Below are 20,948 nucleotides of genomic sequence, written 5' to 3'. Positions count from 1 at the left end.
CCTCACCAACTAGCTAATCAGACGCGGGTCCATCCTGTACCACCGGAGTTTTTCACACTGCATCATGCGATGCTGTGCGCTTATGCGGTATTAGCAGTCGTTTCCAACTGTTGTCCCCCAGTACAGGGCAGGTTACCCACGCGTTACTCACCCGTCCGCCACTAAGTCGCCATAGTCGTCCTTCCGAAAAATTCTGTCCATGGTGCTTCGTTCGACTTGCATGTGTTAAGCACGCCGCCAGCGTTCATCCTGAGCCAGGATCAAACTCTCGTTTAAAGTTTTTAATCCATTTCAGAATGACGTTAGCCATTCTTCCATCAATTACTGTTGTTTTGGAATTCATCATTTCTGATGACGTTCACTGAAAATCTTTTATTCATTTTCAGGGATGGTTGCTGTTCAATTATCAATGTTCTTGTTTTGCTTGTTGCCGTTTCAGCAGCAACTCGTTCATATTATCACGATTGTTCTGCTTTGTCAACAACTTTTTTATATTTTTCTTCGTTATTCAAAACTTAGAATCAATTAAATTTTTCTGTCTGAACTGCTGTCTCAACAGTCAGCTTGAATAGAATACAACTTTTATATACAATTGTCAACACTTTTTTTCAATTTTATTTATTTTTCTTCATTCTTCATTTGTATGTTATCTTGCAAATTTAAATTCTACCCTCTTTATTTGTCTAACTTTAATATTTTGTGCAATTAATAAAGAAAATTCCACTATATAGAATAATCTTCTATATGGTGGAATCATCATATTTTCTATTTCTTCTTAGACTTTAGTTTATAGTTATTTTTTCATTCAATCCTCATAGTCTATCTTAACCAGCATTAAGCCACATGCCGGTGCTTTAGGTCCCGCTGCATTTCTATCTTTTGCCTCTATTATTTCTTTTACATATTCTGGTGGATATACTCCCAATCCTACTTTTATTAAAGTACCTACAATTATCCTCACCATATTATATAAGAACCCATTACCAGATATTATTATTGATATGACATCGTCATTTTTATCTACCTCTAATCTATATACGGTTCTAACTGTACTTTCAACCTGACTTCCCGATGAGCAAAAACTTGCAAAGTCATGTTCTCCTACTATATATTTTGCTGCTTCTTTCATTTTTTCAACATTTAAGGGCATATATACAAAGTGGGTATATAGTCTCTGCGTTGGCATATCAAATTTTCTATTTAAAATCTTATATTCATATGTTTTTGTACTATTACAAAATCTCGGATGCCATTCCAGCGGAACTTCCTCTGATTTTTGTATTCTAATATCATTAGGCAGTCTTTGATTTAATGCAAATGAAAATTTCTCACCCGGAATTTTTGATTCCGTATCAAAAACAGCTACATTTCCCATAGCATGGACCCCCGAATCAGTTCTACTCGCTCCAATAACAGCTGTTTCTACTCCTGTCAATTCACTTATAGCTTTATTAAGCACTTCCTCTACAGTTATTCCATTTATTTGTATTTGCCATCCACAATAATTTGTGCCATCATACGCTATAATTAATTTTACTCTCTTCATTTATTTATAATTCTCCTAATAAACGATTAATTGTATATATTACAAGATTATATTTGCAAATTATTAATAACTTATTTTATTTTTCTATTGTTTATTAATACAATTTTATTTTTACTAATATATTTATCATATTTTAGCTTGCTTTTATGCTCAGAAACTTAAACATCACTAAATTATTCGTAACAAATCCTGCTCCTAATATCACACACAAAAAGCCAACTAATACTAAATATGATATTTTATCCTTTTTCTTATAAACAAGTGGTTTTAATTTTGTTCTATTGCCACCATGATAACATCTCGCTTCCATAGCCATCGCTAAATCCAGCGCTCTTCTTATAGAAGAAACAAATAGTGGTACTAACAATGGTATTAAACTTTTAACACGCTGCATAAGTCCGCCTGTTTCAAAGTCTGCTCCTCTTGCCATTTGAGCTTTTTTTATTTTCTCTGTTTCCTCAACTAAAGTCGGAATGAACCTTAAGGCTAAAGACATCATCATTGCCATTTCATGTACCGGAAAGTGTATTTTATTTAAAAATGCAAATGATTTTTCCAATCCGTCTGATAAATCGTTAGGTGTAGTGGTTAATGTCAAAACAGATGTACTCAACACTAAAAATGTTAATCTAAATGTTAAAAATCCACCTGTTATTAATCCTTCTTTAGTTATTTTAATTATCCAAAATGTTATGATTGGTGTTCCTGGGGTAAATAAAATATTTAACACTATCGTAAATACAAGTAAAAATAATATTCCTTTTATCCCTTTTATTATTTTTGCAAATGGTACTTTAGATATTTTTATTATAATTGCCAAAAACATTACAATTGCAAGTAATCCTATAATGTTATTTGTTGAAAAAATAGCTATTATAAATATTAAAGTGCCAAATAGTTTTACCCTAGGATCTAATTTATGAATTATTGAATTTTCAGGATAATATTGTCCTAATGTTATTTCTGCCATTTATCTATCTAATTCAAAGTCTTTTTAGTATCTATTAAATTACGACTTTGCATACCTTTCTATATATTATTACTATTGTTCTAAATGTCTTTTCTATTTAGACATTGCATAATATTTTCACGTGCTTCTTCAATTGTTATAACATTCTCATCTACATCTAACCCTTTTTCTTTTAACTTATGCATAATATACGTAATCTGGGGTGCTTTAAGTCCCATCTTTTCTAATTCTTTATAATGCTTAAATACATCCTTTGGCATTCCATCATATTTTATCTTACCATTATTTATTACGATAAGGCGCTGTGCATAATTTGCTACATCTTCCATGCTATGAGACACCAAAATAACTCCTATGCCTGTATTATCATGTAATTCTTTAATTCTATTTAAAATTTTATCCCTTCCTTTTGGATCTAATCCCGCAGTTGGTTCATCTAAGACTATTATTTCTGGATTCATAGCCAGAACTCCTGCTATTGCTACTCTTCTTTTTTGTCCGCCTGACAGTTCGAAAGGAGATTTGTTATAGCATTTTTCGTTTATTCCAACCTGTTCAAGCACTAATTTAGCCTTTTTTTCTGCTTCTTCCCTACTCATTCCCATATTCATTGGGCCGAAACAGACATCTTTAAGCACTGTTTCTTCAAATAACTGATGCTCCGGATATTGAAAAACAAGCCCGACTTTGCATCTAAGTTTTCGCAAATCATAATTATTTTCATATATATTTTCATTATTATAAAATACATTTCCGCTCTTTGGTCTTTCCAATCCGTTAAAATGCTGTATTAATGTTGATTTTCCAGAGCCTGTGTGTCCTATAATTGCAACAAATTCACCTTTATTTATTTCCAAATTAACGTTATTTAACGCTTTTATTTCACTTGTAGTATCACTGCCATATGTGTAGCATACATTTTCAAGTCGTATTCCCATTTTGGCCTCCTAGTTATTATTGTATACCCTAACTATCTCATCTACTAACTCATCTATCTCTAATGTCCCATTTTTTATGTTTAAGCCTTCCTTTTGTAATTCAAAGCCTAATTCTGTAACCTGCGGAACTTCAAGTCCTAATTCCTTCATTTTTTCAACTTCACAGAAAACTTCTCTTGGTGTTCCCTGTAATTCTATTTTTCCCTTATTCATTACAAATATTTTATCTGCATGTATAGTTTCACTCATATGATGTGTAATTAAGATAATTGTTATATTTTTAGCCTTGTTCAGTTCTTCTAATGTTGAAATAACTTCTTCCCTTCCAATTGGATCAAGCATTGCTGTAGGTTCGTCTAATATAATGCATTTAGGTTCCATTGCTATTATTCCTGCTATTGCTACTCTTTGCTTCTGTCCGCCTGATAATTTCATTGGAGAATGAAGTCTATACGCAGTCATATCAACTGCTTTTAGCGCATAATTTACCTGTTCCCATATTTTTTCGGTTGGAACACCCAGATTTTCCGGTCCAAATGCTACATCTTCTTCAACAACAGCCGATACAATCTGATTATCAGGATTCTGAAATACCATTCCTGCCTGTTGTCTTATATCCCAAATTTTCTTTTCATCTTTAGTATTCATCCCGGATATTAAAACTGTTCCTTCAGTCGGAGCAAGCAACGCATTAATATGTTTTGCCAAAGACGATTTACCTGAACCATTATGACCTAATATTGCAATAAACTGTCCTTCTTCTACATCAAGATCTACGCCATCAATGGCTGTTATTATTTCTGCATTTTCATCATTGTCTTTAAATTTATGAACCAAATGTTTTATATTAATTATTCCCATGTCATATCCTCAAATTGTTTTGAATTTCAAGTTTTATTCACGCTTTATTTTTGCACATAATTGAAATTATAGCAATAATTTTTTCTATATAGTTTTATATTTCACCTTATAATAGTCAAAATTTTGTTATTGGTTTTATTTGGCGTAGCAAAATATAATTACTTATTTATCTTTTCTTACAATTTGGATTAACCCCATGCTTGACAAAAAGCCTATATAACAAAACGGACAAACATTGCCTTATCAACAACATTTGTCCGTTTTATATATAAGTTAAACTTTATTTATTATACTAATTCAAGTAATACTTCCATTGCAGCATCACCTTTTCTCTGACCGATTTTTACAATTCTTGTATATCCGCCATTACGATCTGCATACTTTGGAGCAATTTCATCAAATAACTTGTTAGTTAAGTCAACTTTCTTTCTGTCTTTCTTCTTACCTGTAGCATTTTCTGTTACATCGTAAAGAACTTTGTTCATCTGACGTCTAGCATGAAGACGTGAAGGCTGATCTTTCTTGATTGTCTTCTGTTCTTCATCATATACTGTTACTTTCTTGCCGTCTACGACTTCTTTAACATTCTTGCCATCTTTATCTTTACGAGCTACTTTAGCTACAACTGTTACTTCATCAAAGTTATCTTTTTCTTTAACTGCTAATGCAATAAGACCTTCAGCAACTTTACGAATTTCTTTAGCTCTTGCTTCAGTAGTAACAATCTTGCCGTTATTTAAAAGACTTGTAACCTGACCTCTAATTAAAGCTTTTCTTTGACTTGAAGTTCTTCCAAGTTTTCTATAACCTGCCATTTTCTTACCTCCATAATATTTAAACTAATAAATATTAGTTTTCATCGCTTGGTCTCAATTCAAGGCCGAGTTCTTTCAACTTCGCAAGCACTTCATCTAATGATTTACGGCCTAAGTTTCTAACCTTCATCATATCTTCAGGAGTCTTGTTTGTTAATTCCTCAACTGTATTGATACCTGCTCTCTTCAAACAATTGTATGAACGAACTGATAATTCCAACTCATCAATGTTCATTTCTAACACTTTATCGATTTCATCATCTACAGCATCTACGATTACTTCTGCATTTCTTGCATTTTCTGACAAATCAATAAACAGTTTTAAGTGTTCGCTGAGAACCTTAGCTGCTAAACTAACAGCTTCGTCTGTTTCCAAAGTGCCGTTTGTATAAACATCCAATGTAAGTTTATCAAAATCAGTTACCTGGCCTACACGAGTATTCTGTACTGACATATTTACTCTTTCAACTGGTGTGTAGATTGAATCTACAGCAATCACGCCGATTGGTAAACTATCATTCTTATTCTTGTCAGCACTAATGTATCCTCTGCCTTTTGTGATAATTAATTCCATACTAAGCTTGCTGTCTGCGCCACCGTTAAGTGTTGCAATAACCAACTCTGGGTTTAAAATCTCAATATCAGAATCTACTTGAATATCAGCTGCTGTTACAACACAATCTCCACTTGCTTCAATATGTGCAACCTTTGGTTCATTAGTAGCACTATTGTTTTTAATAGCAAGCTGTTTGATATTTAAAATTATTTCAGTAACATCTTCTTTTACACCTGGTATTGAACTGAATTCATGAAGAACTCCGTCAATTTTAATCTGGCTTACAGCTGCACCTGGTAATGTAGAAAGCATAATTCTTCTTAATGCATTGCCAAGTGTTGTTCCGTAACCTCTTTCAAGAGGTTCTACAACAAACTTACCATATCTACCATCTTCTGATTTCTCTGTTATTATATTTGGTCTTTCAAAATCGAACACTAATTAGCCCCTCCTTTATTGGGAATTGCTTAAGCTTATTTAGAATATAATTCGACAATAAGCATTTCATCTACGGGAACATCAATCTCTTCTCTCTTTGGAAGTTCTTTAATTTCACCCTTAAGATTTTCCTGGTCTGCTTCAAGCCATGATGGAACTGTTCTTCCGCCAGTCACTTCTACGATATCTTTGTATCTCTGTGATGACTTGCAACCTTCTTTAATTTCGATAACATCGCCTGCTTTAATTAAGTAAGAAGGAATGTTAACCTGCTTTCCGTTTACTAATACGTGCTTATGATCAACAATCTGTCTTGCTTCTTTTCTTGTTCTAGCATATCCCATACGGAATACAACATTATCAAGTCTACGTTCTAATAAAATCATAAGGTTTTCACCTGTCTGACCTGGCATCTTTGAAGCCTTCTTGAAGTAATTTCTGAAAGGTTTTTCTAAAACACCATAAATGAATTTAGCTTTCTGTTTTTCTCTTAACTGAAGTCCATATTCACTCATTTTTCTACTAGATCTGTTTAAGTTTCTATTTGATTTCTTGTCTATTCCTAAATAAATCGGATCTAAACCGAGAGATCTACATCTTTTAAGAACAGGAACTCTATTTACTGCCATTTCTATTCCCTCCTAAATTAGACTCTTCTACGCTTTGGTGGGCGACATCCATTATGTGGAACAGGAGTAACATCCTTGATACTTGTAACTTCAAGTCCACAAGTTGCTAAAGCACGAATTGCTGCTTCTCTACCTGAACCTGGACCTTTAACCATAACATCTACTGTCTTTAAGCCATGTACTAAAGCTGCTTTTGTTGCAGTTTCAGCTGCCATCTGAGCTGCATAAGGAGTAGATTTCTTTGAACCTCTAAATCCTAGACCACCAGCACTTGCCCATGATAAGGCATTTCCTTCAGCATCTGTTAATGTAACAATTGTATTGTTAAATGATGCCTGGATATGTGCCTGTCCGTGTTCAACGTTTTTCTTAATACGCTTTTTTGTCACTTTCTTTGTAACTTTTTTAGCCATTTTAAACTAACCTCCCTTATGGGTACTATTTCTTCTTATTTGCTACAGTTCTCTTTGGACCTTTTCTTGTTCTTGCATTAGTCTTTGTCTTCTGACCGCGAACAGGAAGTCCTCTTCTATGACGAATTCCTCTGTAACATCCAATTTCTTGTAATCTCTTAATGTTTAAAGCGATTTCTCTTCTTAAATCACCTTCAACAGTCTGGCTTGCATCGATAACTTCGCTAATCTTCTTAACTTCATCGTCTGTTAAATCTTTACAACGTGTGTTAGGATCTACATTAGCTTCAGCTAAAATTCTCTGTGAGCTTGGAAGTCCAATTCCATAAATATAAGTCAAGCCAATTTCAACTCTCTTTTCTCTTGGTAAATCAACACCTGAAATACGAGCCATGTGTATAACCTCCATTAGTTAAATTGATAAGTTCCACAAATTACGCAGCCCGTGCTTTGCACGTCTGAAATGTTGTGCGCACCCATGTAACCTAACGTTAAATTGTTTCTTGATGCTTAATCAGCAATTTTTAAGCATCCACATTCTGTTTCTCAGCTATTCGCTGATTAATATAGTAAGAAAACGTACTTGAAAATTCTCTTACTACTAATATCTAATAGTAGCATATTGCTACTGCAGCCGCAAATTAATTCGTTGTGATATTACACAACTTCTTAAAGTGCACAAACAAGTGAATACAACCAAATATTCACTCAATATGTCAGAAATTAACCCTGACGCTGTTTATGCTTAGGATTTTCGCAGATAACTCTAACGCTTCCCTTTCTTTTAATGACTTTGCATTTTTCGCAAATTGGTTTAACTGATGATCTTACCTTCATTGAAAAATCCTCCTTTCAAAAAAAGTCCGTTATATATATTAACACACTTGTCAAAATATAGCAACAAAAACTTTTAAATTTATTTATCAACCATATTATTTATCTCTCCAGATAATTCTTCCTTTAGATAAATCATATGGTGACATCTCAATTGTTACTTTGTCTCCTGGTAAAATTTTAATGTAGTTCATGCGAAGTTTTCCACTTATATGAGCTAATACTACATGTCCATTTTCCAATTCAACACGAAACATTGTGTTTGGTAATTTTTCAATTACCTTTCCTTCTATTTCAATTACATCTGCTTTAGACATTTATATATCCTCCTTTTTTTCGGTTAAATCAAAGTAAGTATTTCCGGTTCTCCTTTTGTAATAAGAACTGTATTTTCATAATGAGCTGCTAAACTTCCATCATCTGTTACTACTGTCCAATCATCATCCATAAATGCTACATCTGCTCTTCCCATATTTATCATAGGTTCTATGCACAATGTCATTCCAGCCTGTAACTTCATTCCTCTTCTTCTTTGTCTGAAGTTTGGAATTTGTGGGTCTTCATGCATTTCTCTACCAATACCATGTCCTACTAAGTCTCTTACTACACCATATCCGAATTTATCAGCATAATCATTTATAGCTGCTGATATCTGATATAAATGGCAACCTTCTTTAGCATATTTAATTCCTTCAAAAAAACATTGTTTTGTCACTTCGATTAACTGTTTTGCATCATCACTTATTTCTCCAATTGCCAATGTTCTGGCGCAATCAGACTGATATCCTTTATAGCTTAAACAAAAATCTAAGCTGACAATATCACCATTTTCTACAAAACGGTCTTTTCTTGGAATTCCATGTACTACTTCATCATTAACAGAAATACACAATGAAGCAGGATATCCTTCATAGCCTAAGCATGTAGGAATACAACCATAACTTCTAATTATTTCTTCACCAATTTTATCAATTTGATAAGTACTCATTCCAGGCTTTACTTCTTTTTCTAACTCTGCGTGAGCCATTGCAATATACTTGCCTGCCTGTCTCATGAGTTCAATTTCTCTCTCTGATTTAATTGTTACCGCCATTGTTATGCTCCTAAAATATCATTTATCGCAGCAAACACATCATTCATGTCAATTGTACCATCAACACTTCTTAATACGCCTTGTTCATTATAATAATCAATTAAAGGCTGTGTTTGTTTATGATAAACATCTAATCTTTTCAAAACTGTTTCCGGTTTATCATCATCTCTTATTATTAAATCGTTTCCACATCTGTCACACTTGCCTTCAACCTTAGTTGGGTTGTATACAACGTGGTATGTTGCTCCACAAGATACGCAAGCTCTTCTTCCACCCATTCTTCTTACGATATTTTCATCCGGCACATCAACATCAATTGCATAATCAACTTTCTCGCCAATTGCTTTTAACGCTTCATCTAAAGCCTGTGCCTGCGGAATAGTTCTTGGGAAACCATCTAATACATAACCGTTTTTACAGTCATCTTTTTTAAATCTATCCATAACTAAGTCTAATGTTAATTCATCCGGTACTAACTGTCCCTGATCAATATATTCCTTAGCTTTTTTCCCTAATTCAGTTCCATTTTTAATATTTGCTCTAAAAATATCCCCTGTAGAAATATGTGGTATATTATATTTCTCAGCGATCATCTTTGCCTGTGTTCCTTTTCCTGCACCAGGCGCGCCTAACATAATTATTTTCATAGTTTACAATCCTCACAACTTCTTAATTTTTCTATTCTAGCAATCAAGGGGACTAGTCTGGTGACTGCCCCCTATGCTACTAAAAGATTCCTTTTACATTCTGATACTTACGTTCTGTCATCATTGATTTAACTGTTGTTATTGTTTCAAGAATAACACCTACAATGATGATTATTGATGTACCACCAAAAGAAACATTTGCTCCAGCAACTCCTGAAGCTACAATTGGAATACAAGCTGCAATAATAAGTCCGATTGCTCCAATTAAAATAATGTAGTTTAATATATTTGTCAAATATTCTACTGTTGGCTTACCACTTCTGATACCTGTAATAAATCCACCTCTGTCGTTAAGGTTCTTAGCAACCTCTCTAGGGTTAAATGTTATTGAAGTATAGAAATATGCAAAGAATATAATCATTACTATGTAAGCAACAAATCCGATTGAATATTTCATATGTGCAGGATTACACCAATGTGACTGACTTAAATAGTTTGTCCATTCAGGTGTTTTTCCAAAAAATTGTGCAATTACAACTGGGAATTGCAAAATTGATGATGCAAAGATAATTGGGATAACACCTGCAGTATTAACTTTCAAAGGAATTGTTGACTGTTGTCCACCAACCTGACGTCTTCCCTGTACTTTCTGAGACATCTGAACGCCGATGTGACGAACACCATCCTGAAGCCATACTACATAAGCAATAATTCCAACTACTACAGCAATTATAATAATAATCGCTAAAATCTTTCCACCAATTGAACTTGCTCCTGTTACATAATTTGTAAATAATCCGGCAATATCACTTGGCATTCTTGATACAATGTTAATTACTAACACGATAGAAATACCATTACCAACACCACTTTCTGTAATTTGTTCACCAATCCACATAAGTGCTGCTGAACCGGCTGTCATAGCAACAACGCCCATAACGATTACACCAACATGACGGAATGTACTCATATTTGAGATTGTGATTGTATCTGTATTAAACAATCCCTGATTTGCAAATCCAATTGTCATGGCTGTACTTTCGATAAGTGCTAATGCTACTGTTACATATCTTGTAATTTCTGCAAGTTTCTTTCTTCCTTCTTCACCATCTTTCTGCATTTCCTCTAACTTAGGAATTGCAATTGTTAATAACTGGATGATGATGGAAGCTGTAATGTAAGGTGTAATACTCAATGCGAAAATAGACATATTTTCCATTGAACCACCTGTAATAGCAGCGAAGAAGCTGAAAGCCCCTTCGCTAAACTGTGATGTTATTGATTTAACTGTATCACCATTTACAAATGGAAGTGGTATCTGACTACCTAATCTTACTACTACTAACATCATAAATGTGTACAATAATCTTTTTCTTATTTCTTTAACTTTTAAAGCATTACGAAGTGTTTCTAACATTAGATCACCTCACATGTTCCGCCAAGGCTTTCAATCTTAGCTTTTGCTCCTTCACTAAAAGCATTAACTTTTACTGTAAGCTTCTTTGTTAATTCGCCATTACCAAGAATCTTAACGCCATCACGTGGATTCTTAATAACTCCGCTTTCTAAAAGAGTTTCTACAGTAACTGTAGTGTCATTATCAAATCTTTCTAATGCACTTACATTAATACCTACTATTTTCTTTGAATTAATACATGTAAAACCTCTCTTAGGAATTCTTCTATATAATGGCATCTGACCACCTTCGAAACCAGGTCTTGGGCTTCCTGAACGAGCTTTCTGTCCTTTGTGACCCTTACCTGCTGTCTTGCCATTTCCTGAACCATGTCCACGGCCTCTTCTGAAATTATCACTATGCTTTGAACCATCTGCTGGCTTTAAATTTGATAAATCCATTGTCGCACCTCCTATCTATTGATTATATTTCTTCAACTTTTACTAAATGTCTAACTTTCTGAATCATACCTCTGACTGCAGCGTTGTCAGGCATTTCAACTGTCTTGTTAATCTTTGTAAGACCTAAAGCTTCAACAGTTTTTCTATTCTTTGGAACTGCTCCAATTGTTGATTTTACCAAAGTAATTTTTAATTTATCTGCCATTTCTAATTACCTCCTACTAGCCTAAAATCTCTTCAACAGATTTACCGCGAAGTGCAGCTACTTCTTCTGGAGTCTTTAATGAAGCTAAACCTTCAATTGTAGCAAGAACTACGTTCTGCTTATTGTTAGATCCTAAAGATTTTGTACGGATGTTTGTAATACCTGCAAGTTCAACTACACTACGAGCAGGACCACCAGCGATTACACCAGTACCTTCTGGAGCCTTCTTAAGTAATACAGAAGCACTTCCGAATTTACCGATTGTATCAAATGTTACACTCTTATTTTCATCCATTGGTACGCTTACGAGACTCTTCATAGCATCCTCTTTACCTTTACGAATAGCTTCAGGAATTTCAGCTGCTTTTCCAACGCCTGCACCAACGTGTCCATTTTTGTCTCCAACTACTACTAAAGCTGAGAATCTGGCATTACGTCCACCTTTAACAACCTTAGTAACACGTTTGATAGACACTACTTTTTCTTCTAATTCTAACTGACTTGCATCAATTATTTCACGTCTCATGTGTGTTATCCTCCTCAACTAAAATTCTAATCCAGCTTCTCTAGCTGCATCAGCTAATGCTTTAACTTTACCCTGATATATAAAGCCGCCTCTATCGTAAACAACTTCTTTAATACCTTTTTCAATTGCTCTTTCAGCAATAAGCTTACCTACATATGCTGCAGCATCAACGTTATTAGTTTTTTCTAACTCTTTCTTAGCTTCAAGTGTTGAAGCAGCTACAAGAGTCTTTCCAACTGTATCGTCAATAATTTGAGCATACATATGATTATTACTTCTGAAAACTGCTAAACGTGGACATTCTGTTGTTCCACTTAAATGATTACGCAGTCTGTTATGCTTTTTAACACGAATTTCGCTTCTTGATTTCTTACTAATCATTTCTTACACTCCTTTAATTATTTCTTACCAGTCTTACCAACTTTACGTCTGATAACTTCATCTTCATATTTGATACCTTTTCCTTTGTAAGGTTCAGGTGCTCTCTTTGTTCTGATTTCAGCAGCGTACTGGCCTACTTTTTCTTTATCAATACCTTTAATTATTATCTTATTCTGTCCATCCATTTCAACTGTGATTCCTTCTGGATCTTCCATTTCTACTGGATGTGAATAACCTAATGAAAGAATTAATTTATTTCCCTGTTTCTGTCCTCTGTAACCAACACCGTTGATTTCAAGAACTTTCTGGTATCCTTCTGTAACACCAACAACCATATTGTTGATAAGTGTTCTTGTAAGACCGTGTAATGATTTCATTTTCTTTAAATCATTTGGTCTGCTAACGATGATTTCTTCACCGTCTTTTTTAATTTCCATTTCCGCAGGTAATACTCTTTCAAGAGTTCCCTTAGGTCCTGTAATAGTCACCTTATTATTTTCTGCAATATCAACAGTTACTCCTGCTGGTATAGCGATAGGCATTCTTCCTATACGTGACATGCCGTTACCTCCTTATTAATAATGAAGAGTTGGACTAAGAAAGAAGAGAAACTCTTCAATCTTATCTCATCTCTTAACGTTATTTTCTTCCTACCAAACGAAAGCGAGAACTTCTCCACCAACGTTTTCTTTTCTTGCAACTTTATCTGTAACCACACCTTTGTTTGTAGAAATGATTGCAATTCCAAGTCCTCCAAGAACTCTTGGAAGTTCGTCTTTACTAGCGTAAACACGAAGACCCGGCTTAGAAATCTTCTTGATTCCTGAAATAACTTTATCATTCTTATCTTTACCATATTTTAATGTGATTCTGATTGTTTTAAAATTACCGTCTTCAATGACTTCATACTTCTTGATATATCCTTCATTTAAAAGAATTTCAGCGATAGCTAATTTCATCTTTGATGCAGGAACATCAACTGTATCATGTTTAGCAGTGTTTGCGTTACGGATTCTTGTAAGCATATCTGCGATTGGATCACTCATAGTCATGTTTCTTTCCTCCTATCAATTTATCTCTTACCAGCTTGCTTTTTTAACGCCTGGTATCTGTCCTTTGTATGCTAATTCACGGAAGCAAACTCTGCAAATTCCGTATTTTCTTAAATAAGCATGTGGACGACCACAAATTCTACAACGACTGTATTCTTGTGTAGAGAATTTAGCTTTACGTTGCTGTTTAACTTTCATAGCAGTTCTAGCCATGGATTTACCTCCTAAAACTATTTTGCAAATGGCATATTAAATAATGTCAATAATTCACGAGCTTCTTCATCTGTGTTAGCTGTAGTAACAAAAATTATGTCCATACCTCTAACTTTGTCTACTTTATCGTATTCAATTTCAGGGAAAATTAACTGTTCTTTAATTCCTAAAGCATAATTTCCTCTTCCGTCGAATGCATTTGGGTTAACTCCTCTAAAGTCACGTACACGAGGAAGTGCAAGGTTTACTAATCTATCTAAGAATTCGTACATCTTTTCTCCTCTAAGAGTAACTTTACATCCGATTGGCTGTCCTTCTCTTAATTTGAAGTTAGCTACTGAGTTTTTAGCTCTTGTTACAACAGCCTTCTGTCCTGAAATAATTTCAAGATCTTTAACAGCTGTATCTAAAATCTTAGCGTTCTCTTTAGCTTCGCCAACGCCCATGTTAATTACAATTTTATCAAGCTTAGGTACCTGCATTACGTTCTTATAACCGAACTTCTTTGTCATGGCATCCATAATCTCATTCTTATAAGTCTCCTTAAGTCTACTCAACTTTCCGGACCTCCTCTCTCAATTAATCAATAACTTCGCCTGTTGATTTTGCAACACGAACTTTCTTTCCGTCTTCAAATTTGTATCCAACTCTTGTTGGCTGTCCCTTATGAACATACATTACATTTGAAGCATCAATTGGTCCTTCCTGTGTTACAATGCCACCATTCTGGTTCTGAGCACTTGGTTTTGTGTGCTTTGTACGCATGTTGACACCTTCAACAGTAACCTTATTGTTCTTTTTGTCTACAGAAGAAACTTTTCCTTCTTTAAACTTATCTTTACCAGCGATTACTCTAACAGTGTCGCCTTTTTTAATCTTCATAGCTGACATCTAAGCACACCTCCTATAATACTTCTGGTGCCAAAGAAACAATTTTCATGAACTGTTTCTCTCTTAATTCTCTGGCTACCGGCCCAAAAATACGAGTTCCTCTTGGGGTCTTATCATCTTTTATAATTACAGCTGCATTTTCGTCAAATCTGATGTATGAACCATCTTTACGACGAGCGCCTTTAACAGTACGAACTACTACGGCCTTTACTACATCACCTTTTTTAACAACACCGCCTGGTGTTGCATCTTTTACAGTAGCAACGATTACGTCACCGATACTTGCGTATCTTCTTGTAGATCCGCCCATAACTCTGATGCAAAGTAATTCTTTAGCTCCTGTGTTATCAGCAACTTTAAGTCTACTTTCCTGTTGAATCATGCTGTATTCCTCCTTCTATAATCCAGGCAAATTATCTTGCCTTTTCAATAATTTCTACAAGTCTCCATCTCTTATCTTTTGATAATGGTCTTGTTTCCATAACTCTTACTGTATCACCAATTCCGCACTGGTTTTCTTCGTCATGAGCTTTTAACTTATAAGTTCTTTTAACGATCTTGTTGTATAATGGATGCTTTACATGATCTTCTACAGCAACTGTGATTGTCTTATCCATCTTATCACTTACAACTTTACCTGTACGTGTTTTTCTTAAATTTCTTTCCACAACAATTTCTCCTTTCTTAACTTTCCACCTGTAGTGGATTGGATTAACCTAAAACTATTCAGCAGCGTTTGTCTTTTCAAATATTACTGTCTGAATTCTAGCAATATTTTTTCTAACTTCTTTGATTCTGCTTGTGTTGTCTAACTGGTTTGTTGCGTTCTGGAATCTTAAATTAAATAATTCCTTTTTAGCAGCTACTAATTCATCATTTAATTCTGCAGCTGATTTTGTCTTTAAATCTTCTACATATGTCTTAATTTTCACTGTTATCACCGCCTTCTAAATCTTCACGTGAAACAATCTTACATTTTACTGGAAGCTTGTGTGTAGCAAGACGTAATGCTTCTCTAGCTATTTCTTCAGGAACACCAGAGATTTCGAACATTACACGTCCTGGTTTAACAACTGCTACCCAATATTCAAGTGTTCCTTTACCGGAACCCATACGTGTTTCAGCTGGTTTTGTAGTTACTGGTTTATCTGGGAAAATTTTAATCCAAACTTTACCACCACGCTTGATGTAACGAGTCATAGCAATACGAGCTGCTTCAATCTGATTTGACTTAATCCAAGCTGGTTCTGTTGCAACAATACCAAATTCACCGTAAGTGATCTTATTTCCTCTTGTTGCTTTACCTCTCATAGAACCACGAAACTGTTTTCTATGTTTAACTCTCTTAGGCATTAACATTATTTATCGCTCCCTTCTTTAGTTGGAAGTATTTCGCCGTTGTAAATCCAAACCTTAACACCTACTTTTCCGTAAGTTGTATCAGCTTCAGCGAAACCATATTCGATATCGGCACGTAATGTCTGAAGTGGAATTGTTCCTTCACTATAGAATTCTGTACGAGCCATATCAGCACCACCAAGACGTCCTGAACATGCAGCCTTAATTCCTAAAGCTCCACTCTTCATTGTTCTTGACATTGTAGACTTCATTGCTCTTCTGAAAGATACACGGTTTTCTAACTGTGTAGCAATGTTTTCAGCTACTAACTGAGCGTCCTTGTCAGGTCTCTTGATATCTTTAACGTCCATAAATAACTTCTTGCTTGTCATTTTCTGAACTTCAGCTTTAACTTTTTCAATTTCAGCGCCACCCTTACCGATTACGATACCAGGCTTAGCTGTATAAATGTTTACTCTCACTCTGTCAGATGATCTTTCGATTTCAATCTTAGAAACACCTGCGCTGTATAATTTCTTTTTAAGATATTCTCTGATTTTGTAATCTTCAACAAGATTGTCTGCAAAATCAGCTTCAGCGTACCACTTTGAGTCCCAGTCCTTAATAACTCCGACTCTTAAGCCATGTGGATTAACTTTCTGTCCCATACTTTGCCTCCTATCTTTCATCGAGCACGATTGTAATGTGGCTATTTCTCTTTAAGATTCTATAAGCTCTACCCTGTGCTCTAGGTTTAATTCTCTTCATTGTTGGAGCGCTACCTGCGTAACACTCAGCAATATAAAGTTTGCTAACATCCATATTGTTGTTGTTTTCAGCATTTGCAATTGCTGACTGTAATAATTTTAATATAACGCTTGATGCGTATCTTGGGTTGTATGTTAAAATACCGATTGCTGACTCTACGTCTTTTCCTCTGATCGCATCTAATACGAAACATGCCTTCTGTACTGACACTCTAGCGTAAGACAACTTAGCTGATGGTCTAGTATCTTTATTAGCATTTCTTTCTCTCTTTATCTGGGATCTATGTCCTTTAGCCATAGATGAGACCTCCTTTCAAAATCTACAGGTATTATCTACCCTTCTTTTCGTCTTTACCGTGTCCTCTATAAGTTCTAGTAGCAACAAATTCACCAAGTTTATGTCCAACCATATCTTCAGTTACATATACTGGCACATGCTTTCTACCGTCATGAACAGCGATTGTATGTCCAACCATCTGTGGAAAAATTGTTGAACGGCGTGACCAAGTTTTAATAACAGACTTGTCACCTGAAGCGTTCATAGCTTCGACTTTCTTTAATAAGCTCTCATCCGCGAATGGGCCTTTTTTTAATGATCTAGCCATTAGTTCCTACCTCCTTATTTCATGTTCTTTCCGTCACGTCTTCTAATGATTAACTTGTTAGACTTCTTATTTTTCTTACGAGTCTTCAAACCAAGTGCTGGTTTACCCCAAGGTGTACATGGGCCAGAACGTCCGATTGGCGCACGTCCTTCACCACCACCGTGTGGATGGTCATTAGGGTTCATAACAGAACCACGAACTGTAGGTCTAATACCCATATTACGTTTACGTCCGGCTTTACCGATATTTACAAGACCATGTTCAATGTTACCTACTGTACCAACTGTTGCACGGCAAATAACTGGAACCATTCTCATTTCTCCTGAAGGAAGTCTAAGTGTTGCATACTTTCCTTCTTTAGCCATTAACTGTGCTGCATTTCCAGCTGCACGAACTAACTGTCCGCCCTTACCTGGATATAATTCAATGTTATGAACTTCTGTACCTACAGGGATAGCTGAAAGTGGTAAACAGTTACCAACTTTAACTTCTGCATTTTCACCGTTCATAACTGTAGCTCCAACCTTAAGTCCGTTAGGAGCAAGGATGTAAGCCTTTTCACCATCTGCATAACTGATTAATGCGATGTTTGCAGTTCTATTTGGATCATATTCGATGCTAATAACTGTAGCAGGAATATCAACTTTATTTCTCTTGAAGTCGATGATTCTGTATTTTCTTCTTGAACCACCACCATGATGTCTTACTGTAATTTTACCCTGATTGTTACGACCAGCATTTTTCTTGAGAGATACTACTAAAGATTTTTCAGGAGTTGCTTTAGTAATTTCTGCATTATCAAGAGTAGTCATAGCTCTTCTTGAAGGGGTATATGGGTTAAATGTCTTAATTCCCATTTTTATTCTCCTTTCGAATTCAATTTGTCATCACGCTTTTCTTGCGTTTACTTATTATCTTTATAAACCAGCGAAGATTTCAATATCTGCACTGTCTTCTGTCAACTGAACGATAGCTTTCTTCTTCTTAGCTGTCTTTCCAATTGTCATTCCTCTTCTACGATTCTTTCCTTCTAAGTTCATTGTGTTAACTTTAGCAACCTTTGTTCCTTCGAACATTTTTTCAACTGCTTCTTTAACCTGAGTCTTAGTTGCATCTGTGTGTACGTAGAATGTATATTTCTTATCTGCCATAGCGTTCATGCTCTTCTCAGTAATTACTGGAGAGAGGATTACGTCATAATATTTGATATCTGCCATTATGCATACACCTCCTCGATTGTTGCTACAGCTGCCTTATCGATAACTACAACATCATATTTAAGAATGTCATAAACATTAATTGTGTTAGTTAAAGCAGTTTTTACTGTAGGGATGTTCTTAGCTGACATTACAGTATTTACATCATTGTCTTTTAATACAACCAATGCTTTACTTACATTTAAGTTGTTCATCATCTTTACAAAATCTTTTGTCTTAGGTGCTTCAAACTTAATGTCGTCAACTACGATAAACTTATTTTCATTAACTCTGTCTGTCAATACTGACTTAAGAGCTGCTCTTTTTTCTTTCTTATTCATCTTGAATGAATAATCTCTTGGAACTGGTGCGAATACAACTCCGCCGCCTGTCCACTGTGGAGCTCTTGTAGAACCTTGTCTTGCATGACCAGTTCCCTTCTGTCTCCAAGGCTTTCTTCCGCCACCGCTAACTTCTGAACGAGTTTTAGCTTTCTGTGTTCCTTGACGGTTATTAGCAAGCTGACTCAATACTGCCTGATGCACTAAGTTTTCTTTAACTTCTACACCAAATACGGCATCGTTTAATTCGATTTCATCAACCTGTTTACCTTCCATATTTAAAACAGATACTTTTGCCATCTGCGTGTTCCTCCTTCCAAAATCTACTTACCAGACTTACATGTTTCTTTAATAGTTACTAAAGCTTTCTTAGGTCCTGGTACAGCGCCCTTTACTAGGATTAAGTTGTTTTCTGCATCAACTCTAACAATTTCAAGGTTCTGTGTTGTTACCTTCTTAGCACCCATATGACCTGGCATTTTCTTTCCTTTAAACACCTTGCTTGGGCTTGAACATGCACCGTTTGATCCGGCATGTCTATGATACTTAGAACCGTGAGCCATAGGTCCTCTTGACTGACCATGTCTCTTAATTGCACCCTGGAATCCTTTTCCCTTTGCAATTGCTGATGCGTCAACTTTGTCTCCAGCAGTAAAGATGTCTGCCTTGATTTCGTCTTTCACTGAATACTCTTCAGCATTTTCAAACTTAAATTCTCTTACAAATCTCTTGTAAGGAACTCCAGCTTTGTCAAACATACCTTTCATTGGCTTGTTGACTAACTTTTCTCTCTTTTCACCGAATCCAACCTGTACAGCACTGTATCCATCATTTTCTACTGTCTTAACCTGTGTTACTACACATGGTCCAGCCTGAAGAACGGTTACTGGTACTAAACTTCCATCTTCGTTGAAAATCTGAGTCATTCCAACCTTTGTAGCTAAAATAGCTTTCTTCATATTAATTACCTCCTGTTAATCTACAGCGGATCGCGCCACCGCGATCATCCTAGAACAGTTCAATCTATTTAAACCTTCAAGGATAATTCACTATTTCGTTTTTTACCTATTAAAATAAGTAAATTGCGATGAATTATTTATTCTTCATCTTAATGTCGATATATACACCTGCTGGCATTTCTAATCTTGCCAAAGCATCTACTGCTTTCTGTGTTGGTGTAACAATATCAATGAGTCTCTTATGAGTTCTCTGTTCAAACTGTTCTCTTGAGTCTTTGTACTTATGTACAGCTCTAAGAATTGTGATTACTTCCTTCTTTGTTGGGAGTGGTACAGGGCCACTAACTTCTGCTCCTGAACTCTTTGCAGTTTCAACAATTTTTGCAGCTGACTGATCGATTAATTTGTGATCATAAGCCTTTAATGTGATTCTCATTACTTGTGCCATAAAAAAAGCCGCCTCCTTTTCGTACTATTAGCACGACAAGCGGTGACTGTACAACCTTTCCGTGTGTTTTGTGATTATTCACAACTTACCCACGTGTTTCCACTTCTATGGTGGACTCGTTTTTAGTACAGTGACTTGTCGCCAGTTTCCTAACTTGACATTCGCTCCGCGGAAAACCTACATTACTGTAGCAACCTCTCGTTTCAACGCTATCAATGTCACAGCATGAGTTAGTATACAACATGAAAATATAAATTGCAACCATTTTTTCAAAAAATTTTATTTTACCTAATTTGGCTATTTATCAATACTTTTTCTACACTATCATTTCAAAATTCATTTTTAAATTTAAATCTCATAATTTACTCTTTAATTTCTTTCTTCTATATATAATAGGTAGTTTTCTGCTTTTATTGACTTTTATTTTCT

General features: G+C 35.2%; 35 protein-coding genes and 1 rRNA gene. All 36 read right to left on the bottom strand.

The window, feature by feature from the left end:
• Positions 1-276, bottom strand: a 16S ribosomal RNA gene (locus N5B56_RS04595); the annotation flags it as partial.
• A gap of 529 nt (positions 277-805) precedes the next feature.
• Positions 806-1,546 carry a tRNA pseudouridine(38-40) synthase TruA gene (gene truA, locus N5B56_RS04590; RefSeq protein WP_022088552.1) on the bottom strand — a complete coding sequence of 247 codons (741 nt, stop codon included), beginning with the start codon at positions 1,544-1,546 and terminating at the stop codon, positions 806-808.
• Positions 1,547-1,679: 133 nt separating this feature from the next.
• A complete protein-coding gene (locus tag N5B56_RS04585; RefSeq protein ID WP_022088553.1) occupies positions 1,680-2,516 on the bottom strand; it encodes an energy-coupling factor transporter transmembrane component T family protein in 837 nt (278 codons plus the stop codon).
• Between the two features lie 80 nt (positions 2,517-2,596).
• Positions 2,597-3,454 carry an energy-coupling factor transporter ATPase gene (locus N5B56_RS04580; RefSeq protein WP_260978453.1) on the bottom strand — a complete coding sequence of 286 codons (858 nt, stop codon included), beginning with the start codon at positions 3,452-3,454 and terminating at the stop codon, positions 2,597-2,599.
• A gap of 9 nt (positions 3,455-3,463) precedes the next feature.
• Positions 3,464-4,315: an energy-coupling factor transporter ATPase gene (locus N5B56_RS04575; protein WP_117908984.1), complete on the bottom strand. Its 852-nt coding sequence runs from the start codon at positions 4,313-4,315 to the stop codon at positions 3,464-3,466.
• A 287-nt stretch (positions 4,316-4,602) separates the two neighbouring features.
• A complete protein-coding gene (locus N5B56_RS04570; RefSeq protein WP_022088556.1) occupies positions 4,603-5,130 on the bottom strand; it encodes a bL17 family ribosomal protein in 528 nt (175 codons plus the stop codon).
• A 34-nt stretch (positions 5,131-5,164) separates the two neighbouring features.
• Complete coding sequence (locus N5B56_RS04565; protein WP_022088557.1) at positions 5,165-6,124, bottom strand: DNA-directed RNA polymerase subunit alpha; 960 nt, start codon at positions 6,122-6,124, stop codon at positions 5,165-5,167.
• Between the two features lie 35 nt (positions 6,125-6,159).
• Complete coding sequence (gene rpsD, locus N5B56_RS04560; RefSeq protein WP_022088558.1) at positions 6,160-6,753, bottom strand: 30S ribosomal protein S4; 594 nt, start codon at positions 6,751-6,753, stop codon at positions 6,160-6,162.
• A gap of 17 nt (positions 6,754-6,770) precedes the next feature.
• Positions 6,771-7,166, bottom strand: coding sequence for a 30S ribosomal protein S11 (gene rpsK, locus N5B56_RS04555; RefSeq protein WP_022088559.1), 396 nt, complete (start codon positions 7,164-7,166; stop codon positions 6,771-6,773).
• A gap of 25 nt (positions 7,167-7,191) precedes the next feature.
• Positions 7,192-7,560: a 30S ribosomal protein S13 gene (gene rpsM, locus N5B56_RS04550; protein ID WP_022088560.1), complete on the bottom strand. Its 369-nt coding sequence runs from the start codon at positions 7,558-7,560 to the stop codon at positions 7,192-7,194.
• A 329-nt stretch (positions 7,561-7,889) separates the two neighbouring features.
• Positions 7,890-8,003, bottom strand: a complete 114-nt coding sequence (gene rpmJ, locus N5B56_RS04545; RefSeq protein WP_022088561.1) for a 50S ribosomal protein L36 — start codon at positions 8,001-8,003, stop codon at positions 7,890-7,892.
• A gap of 95 nt (positions 8,004-8,098) precedes the next feature.
• Positions 8,099-8,317 (bottom strand): translation initiation factor IF-1, encoded by a 219-nt coding sequence (gene infA / locus N5B56_RS04540; RefSeq protein ID WP_022088562.1) that lies wholly within the window; start codon positions 8,315-8,317, stop codon positions 8,099-8,101.
• 23 nt (positions 8,318-8,340) lie between these two features.
• Complete coding sequence (gene map, locus N5B56_RS04535) at positions 8,341-9,093, bottom strand: type I methionyl aminopeptidase (RefSeq protein ID WP_022088563.1); 753 nt, start codon at positions 9,091-9,093, stop codon at positions 8,341-8,343.
• A gap of 2 nt (positions 9,094-9,095) precedes the next feature.
• Positions 9,096-9,740, bottom strand: a complete 645-nt coding sequence (locus tag N5B56_RS04530) for an adenylate kinase (RefSeq protein WP_022088564.1) — start codon at positions 9,738-9,740, stop codon at positions 9,096-9,098.
• A gap of 79 nt (positions 9,741-9,819) precedes the next feature.
• The gene (secY, locus tag N5B56_RS04525; protein WP_022088565.1) at positions 9,820-11,157 is read right to left on the bottom strand and encodes a preprotein translocase subunit SecY; all 1,338 of its coding nucleotides are present in this window, start codon (positions 11,155-11,157) and stop codon (positions 9,820-9,822) included.
• Complete coding sequence (rplO, locus tag N5B56_RS04520) at positions 11,157-11,597, bottom strand: 50S ribosomal protein L15 (RefSeq protein WP_022088566.1); 441 nt, start codon at positions 11,595-11,597, stop codon at positions 11,157-11,159. Before rplO ends, secY begins: the two co-directional genes overlap by 1 nt.
• Before the next feature lie 22 nt (positions 11,598-11,619).
• Positions 11,620-11,802, bottom strand: coding sequence for a 50S ribosomal protein L30 (gene rpmD, locus N5B56_RS04515; RefSeq protein ID WP_022088567.1), 183 nt, complete (start codon positions 11,800-11,802; stop codon positions 11,620-11,622).
• Positions 11,803-11,818: 16 nt separating this feature from the next.
• A complete protein-coding gene (rpsE, locus tag N5B56_RS04510) occupies positions 11,819-12,328 on the bottom strand; it encodes a 30S ribosomal protein S5 (protein WP_022088568.1) in 510 nt (169 codons plus the stop codon).
• 18 nt (positions 12,329-12,346) lie between these two features.
• Positions 12,347-12,709: a 50S ribosomal protein L18 gene (rplR, locus tag N5B56_RS04505; RefSeq protein WP_022088569.1), complete on the bottom strand. Its 363-nt coding sequence runs from the start codon at positions 12,707-12,709 to the stop codon at positions 12,347-12,349.
• A gap of 17 nt (positions 12,710-12,726) precedes the next feature.
• Positions 12,727-13,269, bottom strand: a complete 543-nt coding sequence (gene rplF, locus N5B56_RS04500; protein ID WP_022088570.1) for a 50S ribosomal protein L6 — start codon at positions 13,267-13,269, stop codon at positions 12,727-12,729.
• Between the two features lie 90 nt (positions 13,270-13,359).
• Positions 13,360-13,761 (bottom strand): 30S ribosomal protein S8, encoded by a 402-nt coding sequence (rpsH, locus tag N5B56_RS04495; protein ID WP_022088571.1) that lies wholly within the window; start codon positions 13,759-13,761, stop codon positions 13,360-13,362.
• Between the two features lie 27 nt (positions 13,762-13,788).
• Positions 13,789-13,974: a type Z 30S ribosomal protein S14 gene (locus N5B56_RS04490; RefSeq protein WP_022088572.1), complete on the bottom strand. Its 186-nt coding sequence runs from the start codon at positions 13,972-13,974 to the stop codon at positions 13,789-13,791.
• A 17-nt stretch (positions 13,975-13,991) separates the two neighbouring features.
• Positions 13,992-14,531, bottom strand: a complete 540-nt coding sequence (rplE, locus tag N5B56_RS04485; RefSeq protein WP_022088573.1) for a 50S ribosomal protein L5 — start codon at positions 14,529-14,531, stop codon at positions 13,992-13,994.
• Positions 14,532-14,553: 22 nt separating this feature from the next.
• Positions 14,554-14,865 carry a 50S ribosomal protein L24 gene (rplX, locus tag N5B56_RS04480; protein WP_022088574.1) on the bottom strand — a complete coding sequence of 104 codons (312 nt, stop codon included), beginning with the start codon at positions 14,863-14,865 and terminating at the stop codon, positions 14,554-14,556.
• Between the two features lie 13 nt (positions 14,866-14,878).
• Positions 14,879-15,247 carry a 50S ribosomal protein L14 gene (gene rplN, locus N5B56_RS04475; RefSeq protein ID WP_022088575.1) on the bottom strand — a complete coding sequence of 123 codons (369 nt, stop codon included), beginning with the start codon at positions 15,245-15,247 and terminating at the stop codon, positions 14,879-14,881.
• Positions 15,248-15,278: 31 nt separating this feature from the next.
• Positions 15,279-15,533: a 30S ribosomal protein S17 gene (rpsQ, locus tag N5B56_RS04470; RefSeq protein WP_022088576.1), complete on the bottom strand. Its 255-nt coding sequence runs from the start codon at positions 15,531-15,533 to the stop codon at positions 15,279-15,281.
• 54 nt (positions 15,534-15,587) lie between these two features.
• Positions 15,588-15,797 carry a 50S ribosomal protein L29 gene (rpmC, locus tag N5B56_RS04465; RefSeq protein WP_022088577.1) on the bottom strand — a complete coding sequence of 70 codons (210 nt, stop codon included), beginning with the start codon at positions 15,795-15,797 and terminating at the stop codon, positions 15,588-15,590.
• Positions 15,787-16,224, bottom strand: a complete 438-nt coding sequence (rplP, locus tag N5B56_RS04460; RefSeq protein ID WP_022088578.1) for a 50S ribosomal protein L16 — start codon at positions 16,222-16,224, stop codon at positions 15,787-15,789. The genes rpmC and rplP overlap by 11 nt, the downstream gene beginning before the upstream one ends.
• The gene (gene rpsC / locus N5B56_RS04455) at positions 16,224-16,871 is read right to left on the bottom strand and encodes a 30S ribosomal protein S3 (protein ID WP_022088579.1); all 648 of its coding nucleotides are present in this window, start codon (positions 16,869-16,871) and stop codon (positions 16,224-16,226) included. The genes rplP and rpsC overlap by 1 nt, the downstream gene beginning before the upstream one ends.
• Before the next feature lie 10 nt (positions 16,872-16,881).
• A complete protein-coding gene (rplV, locus tag N5B56_RS04450; protein WP_022088580.1) occupies positions 16,882-17,268 on the bottom strand; it encodes a 50S ribosomal protein L22 in 387 nt (128 codons plus the stop codon).
• Between the two features lie 31 nt (positions 17,269-17,299).
• Positions 17,300-17,575: a 30S ribosomal protein S19 gene (gene rpsS, locus N5B56_RS04445; RefSeq protein ID WP_022088581.1), complete on the bottom strand. Its 276-nt coding sequence runs from the start codon at positions 17,573-17,575 to the stop codon at positions 17,300-17,302.
• A gap of 14 nt (positions 17,576-17,589) precedes the next feature.
• Positions 17,590-18,432 (bottom strand): 50S ribosomal protein L2, encoded by an 843-nt coding sequence (gene rplB, locus N5B56_RS04440; protein WP_022088582.1) that lies wholly within the window; start codon positions 18,430-18,432, stop codon positions 17,590-17,592.
• Between the two features lie 60 nt (positions 18,433-18,492).
• Positions 18,493-18,792, bottom strand: coding sequence for a 50S ribosomal protein L23 (gene rplW, locus N5B56_RS04435; protein ID WP_022088583.1), 300 nt, complete (start codon positions 18,790-18,792; stop codon positions 18,493-18,495).
• Positions 18,792-19,412, bottom strand: coding sequence for a 50S ribosomal protein L4 (rplD, locus tag N5B56_RS04430; RefSeq protein ID WP_117908982.1), 621 nt, complete (start codon positions 19,410-19,412; stop codon positions 18,792-18,794). The genes rplW and rplD overlap by 1 nt, the downstream gene beginning before the upstream one ends.
• A 23-nt stretch (positions 19,413-19,435) precedes the next feature.
• On the bottom strand, positions 19,436-20,071 hold the full coding sequence (rplC, locus tag N5B56_RS04425) for a 50S ribosomal protein L3 (protein WP_022088585.1): 636 nt from the start codon (positions 20,069-20,071) through the stop codon (positions 19,436-19,438).
• Positions 20,072-20,204: 133 nt separating this feature from the next.
• A complete protein-coding gene (rpsJ, locus tag N5B56_RS04420) occupies positions 20,205-20,519 on the bottom strand; it encodes a 30S ribosomal protein S10 (protein ID WP_022088586.1) in 315 nt (104 codons plus the stop codon).
• Positions 20,520-20,948: the final 429 nt, after the last annotated feature.

This window comes from Eubacterium album, assembly GCF_025336545.1.
Classification (GTDB): Bacteria; Bacillota; Clostridia; order Lachnospirales; family Lachnospiraceae; genus Eubacterium_U; species Eubacterium_U album.
The sequence above is the reverse complement of the archived record's forward strand: the minus strand, read 5'-3'. Positions and strand labels throughout refer to the sequence as shown.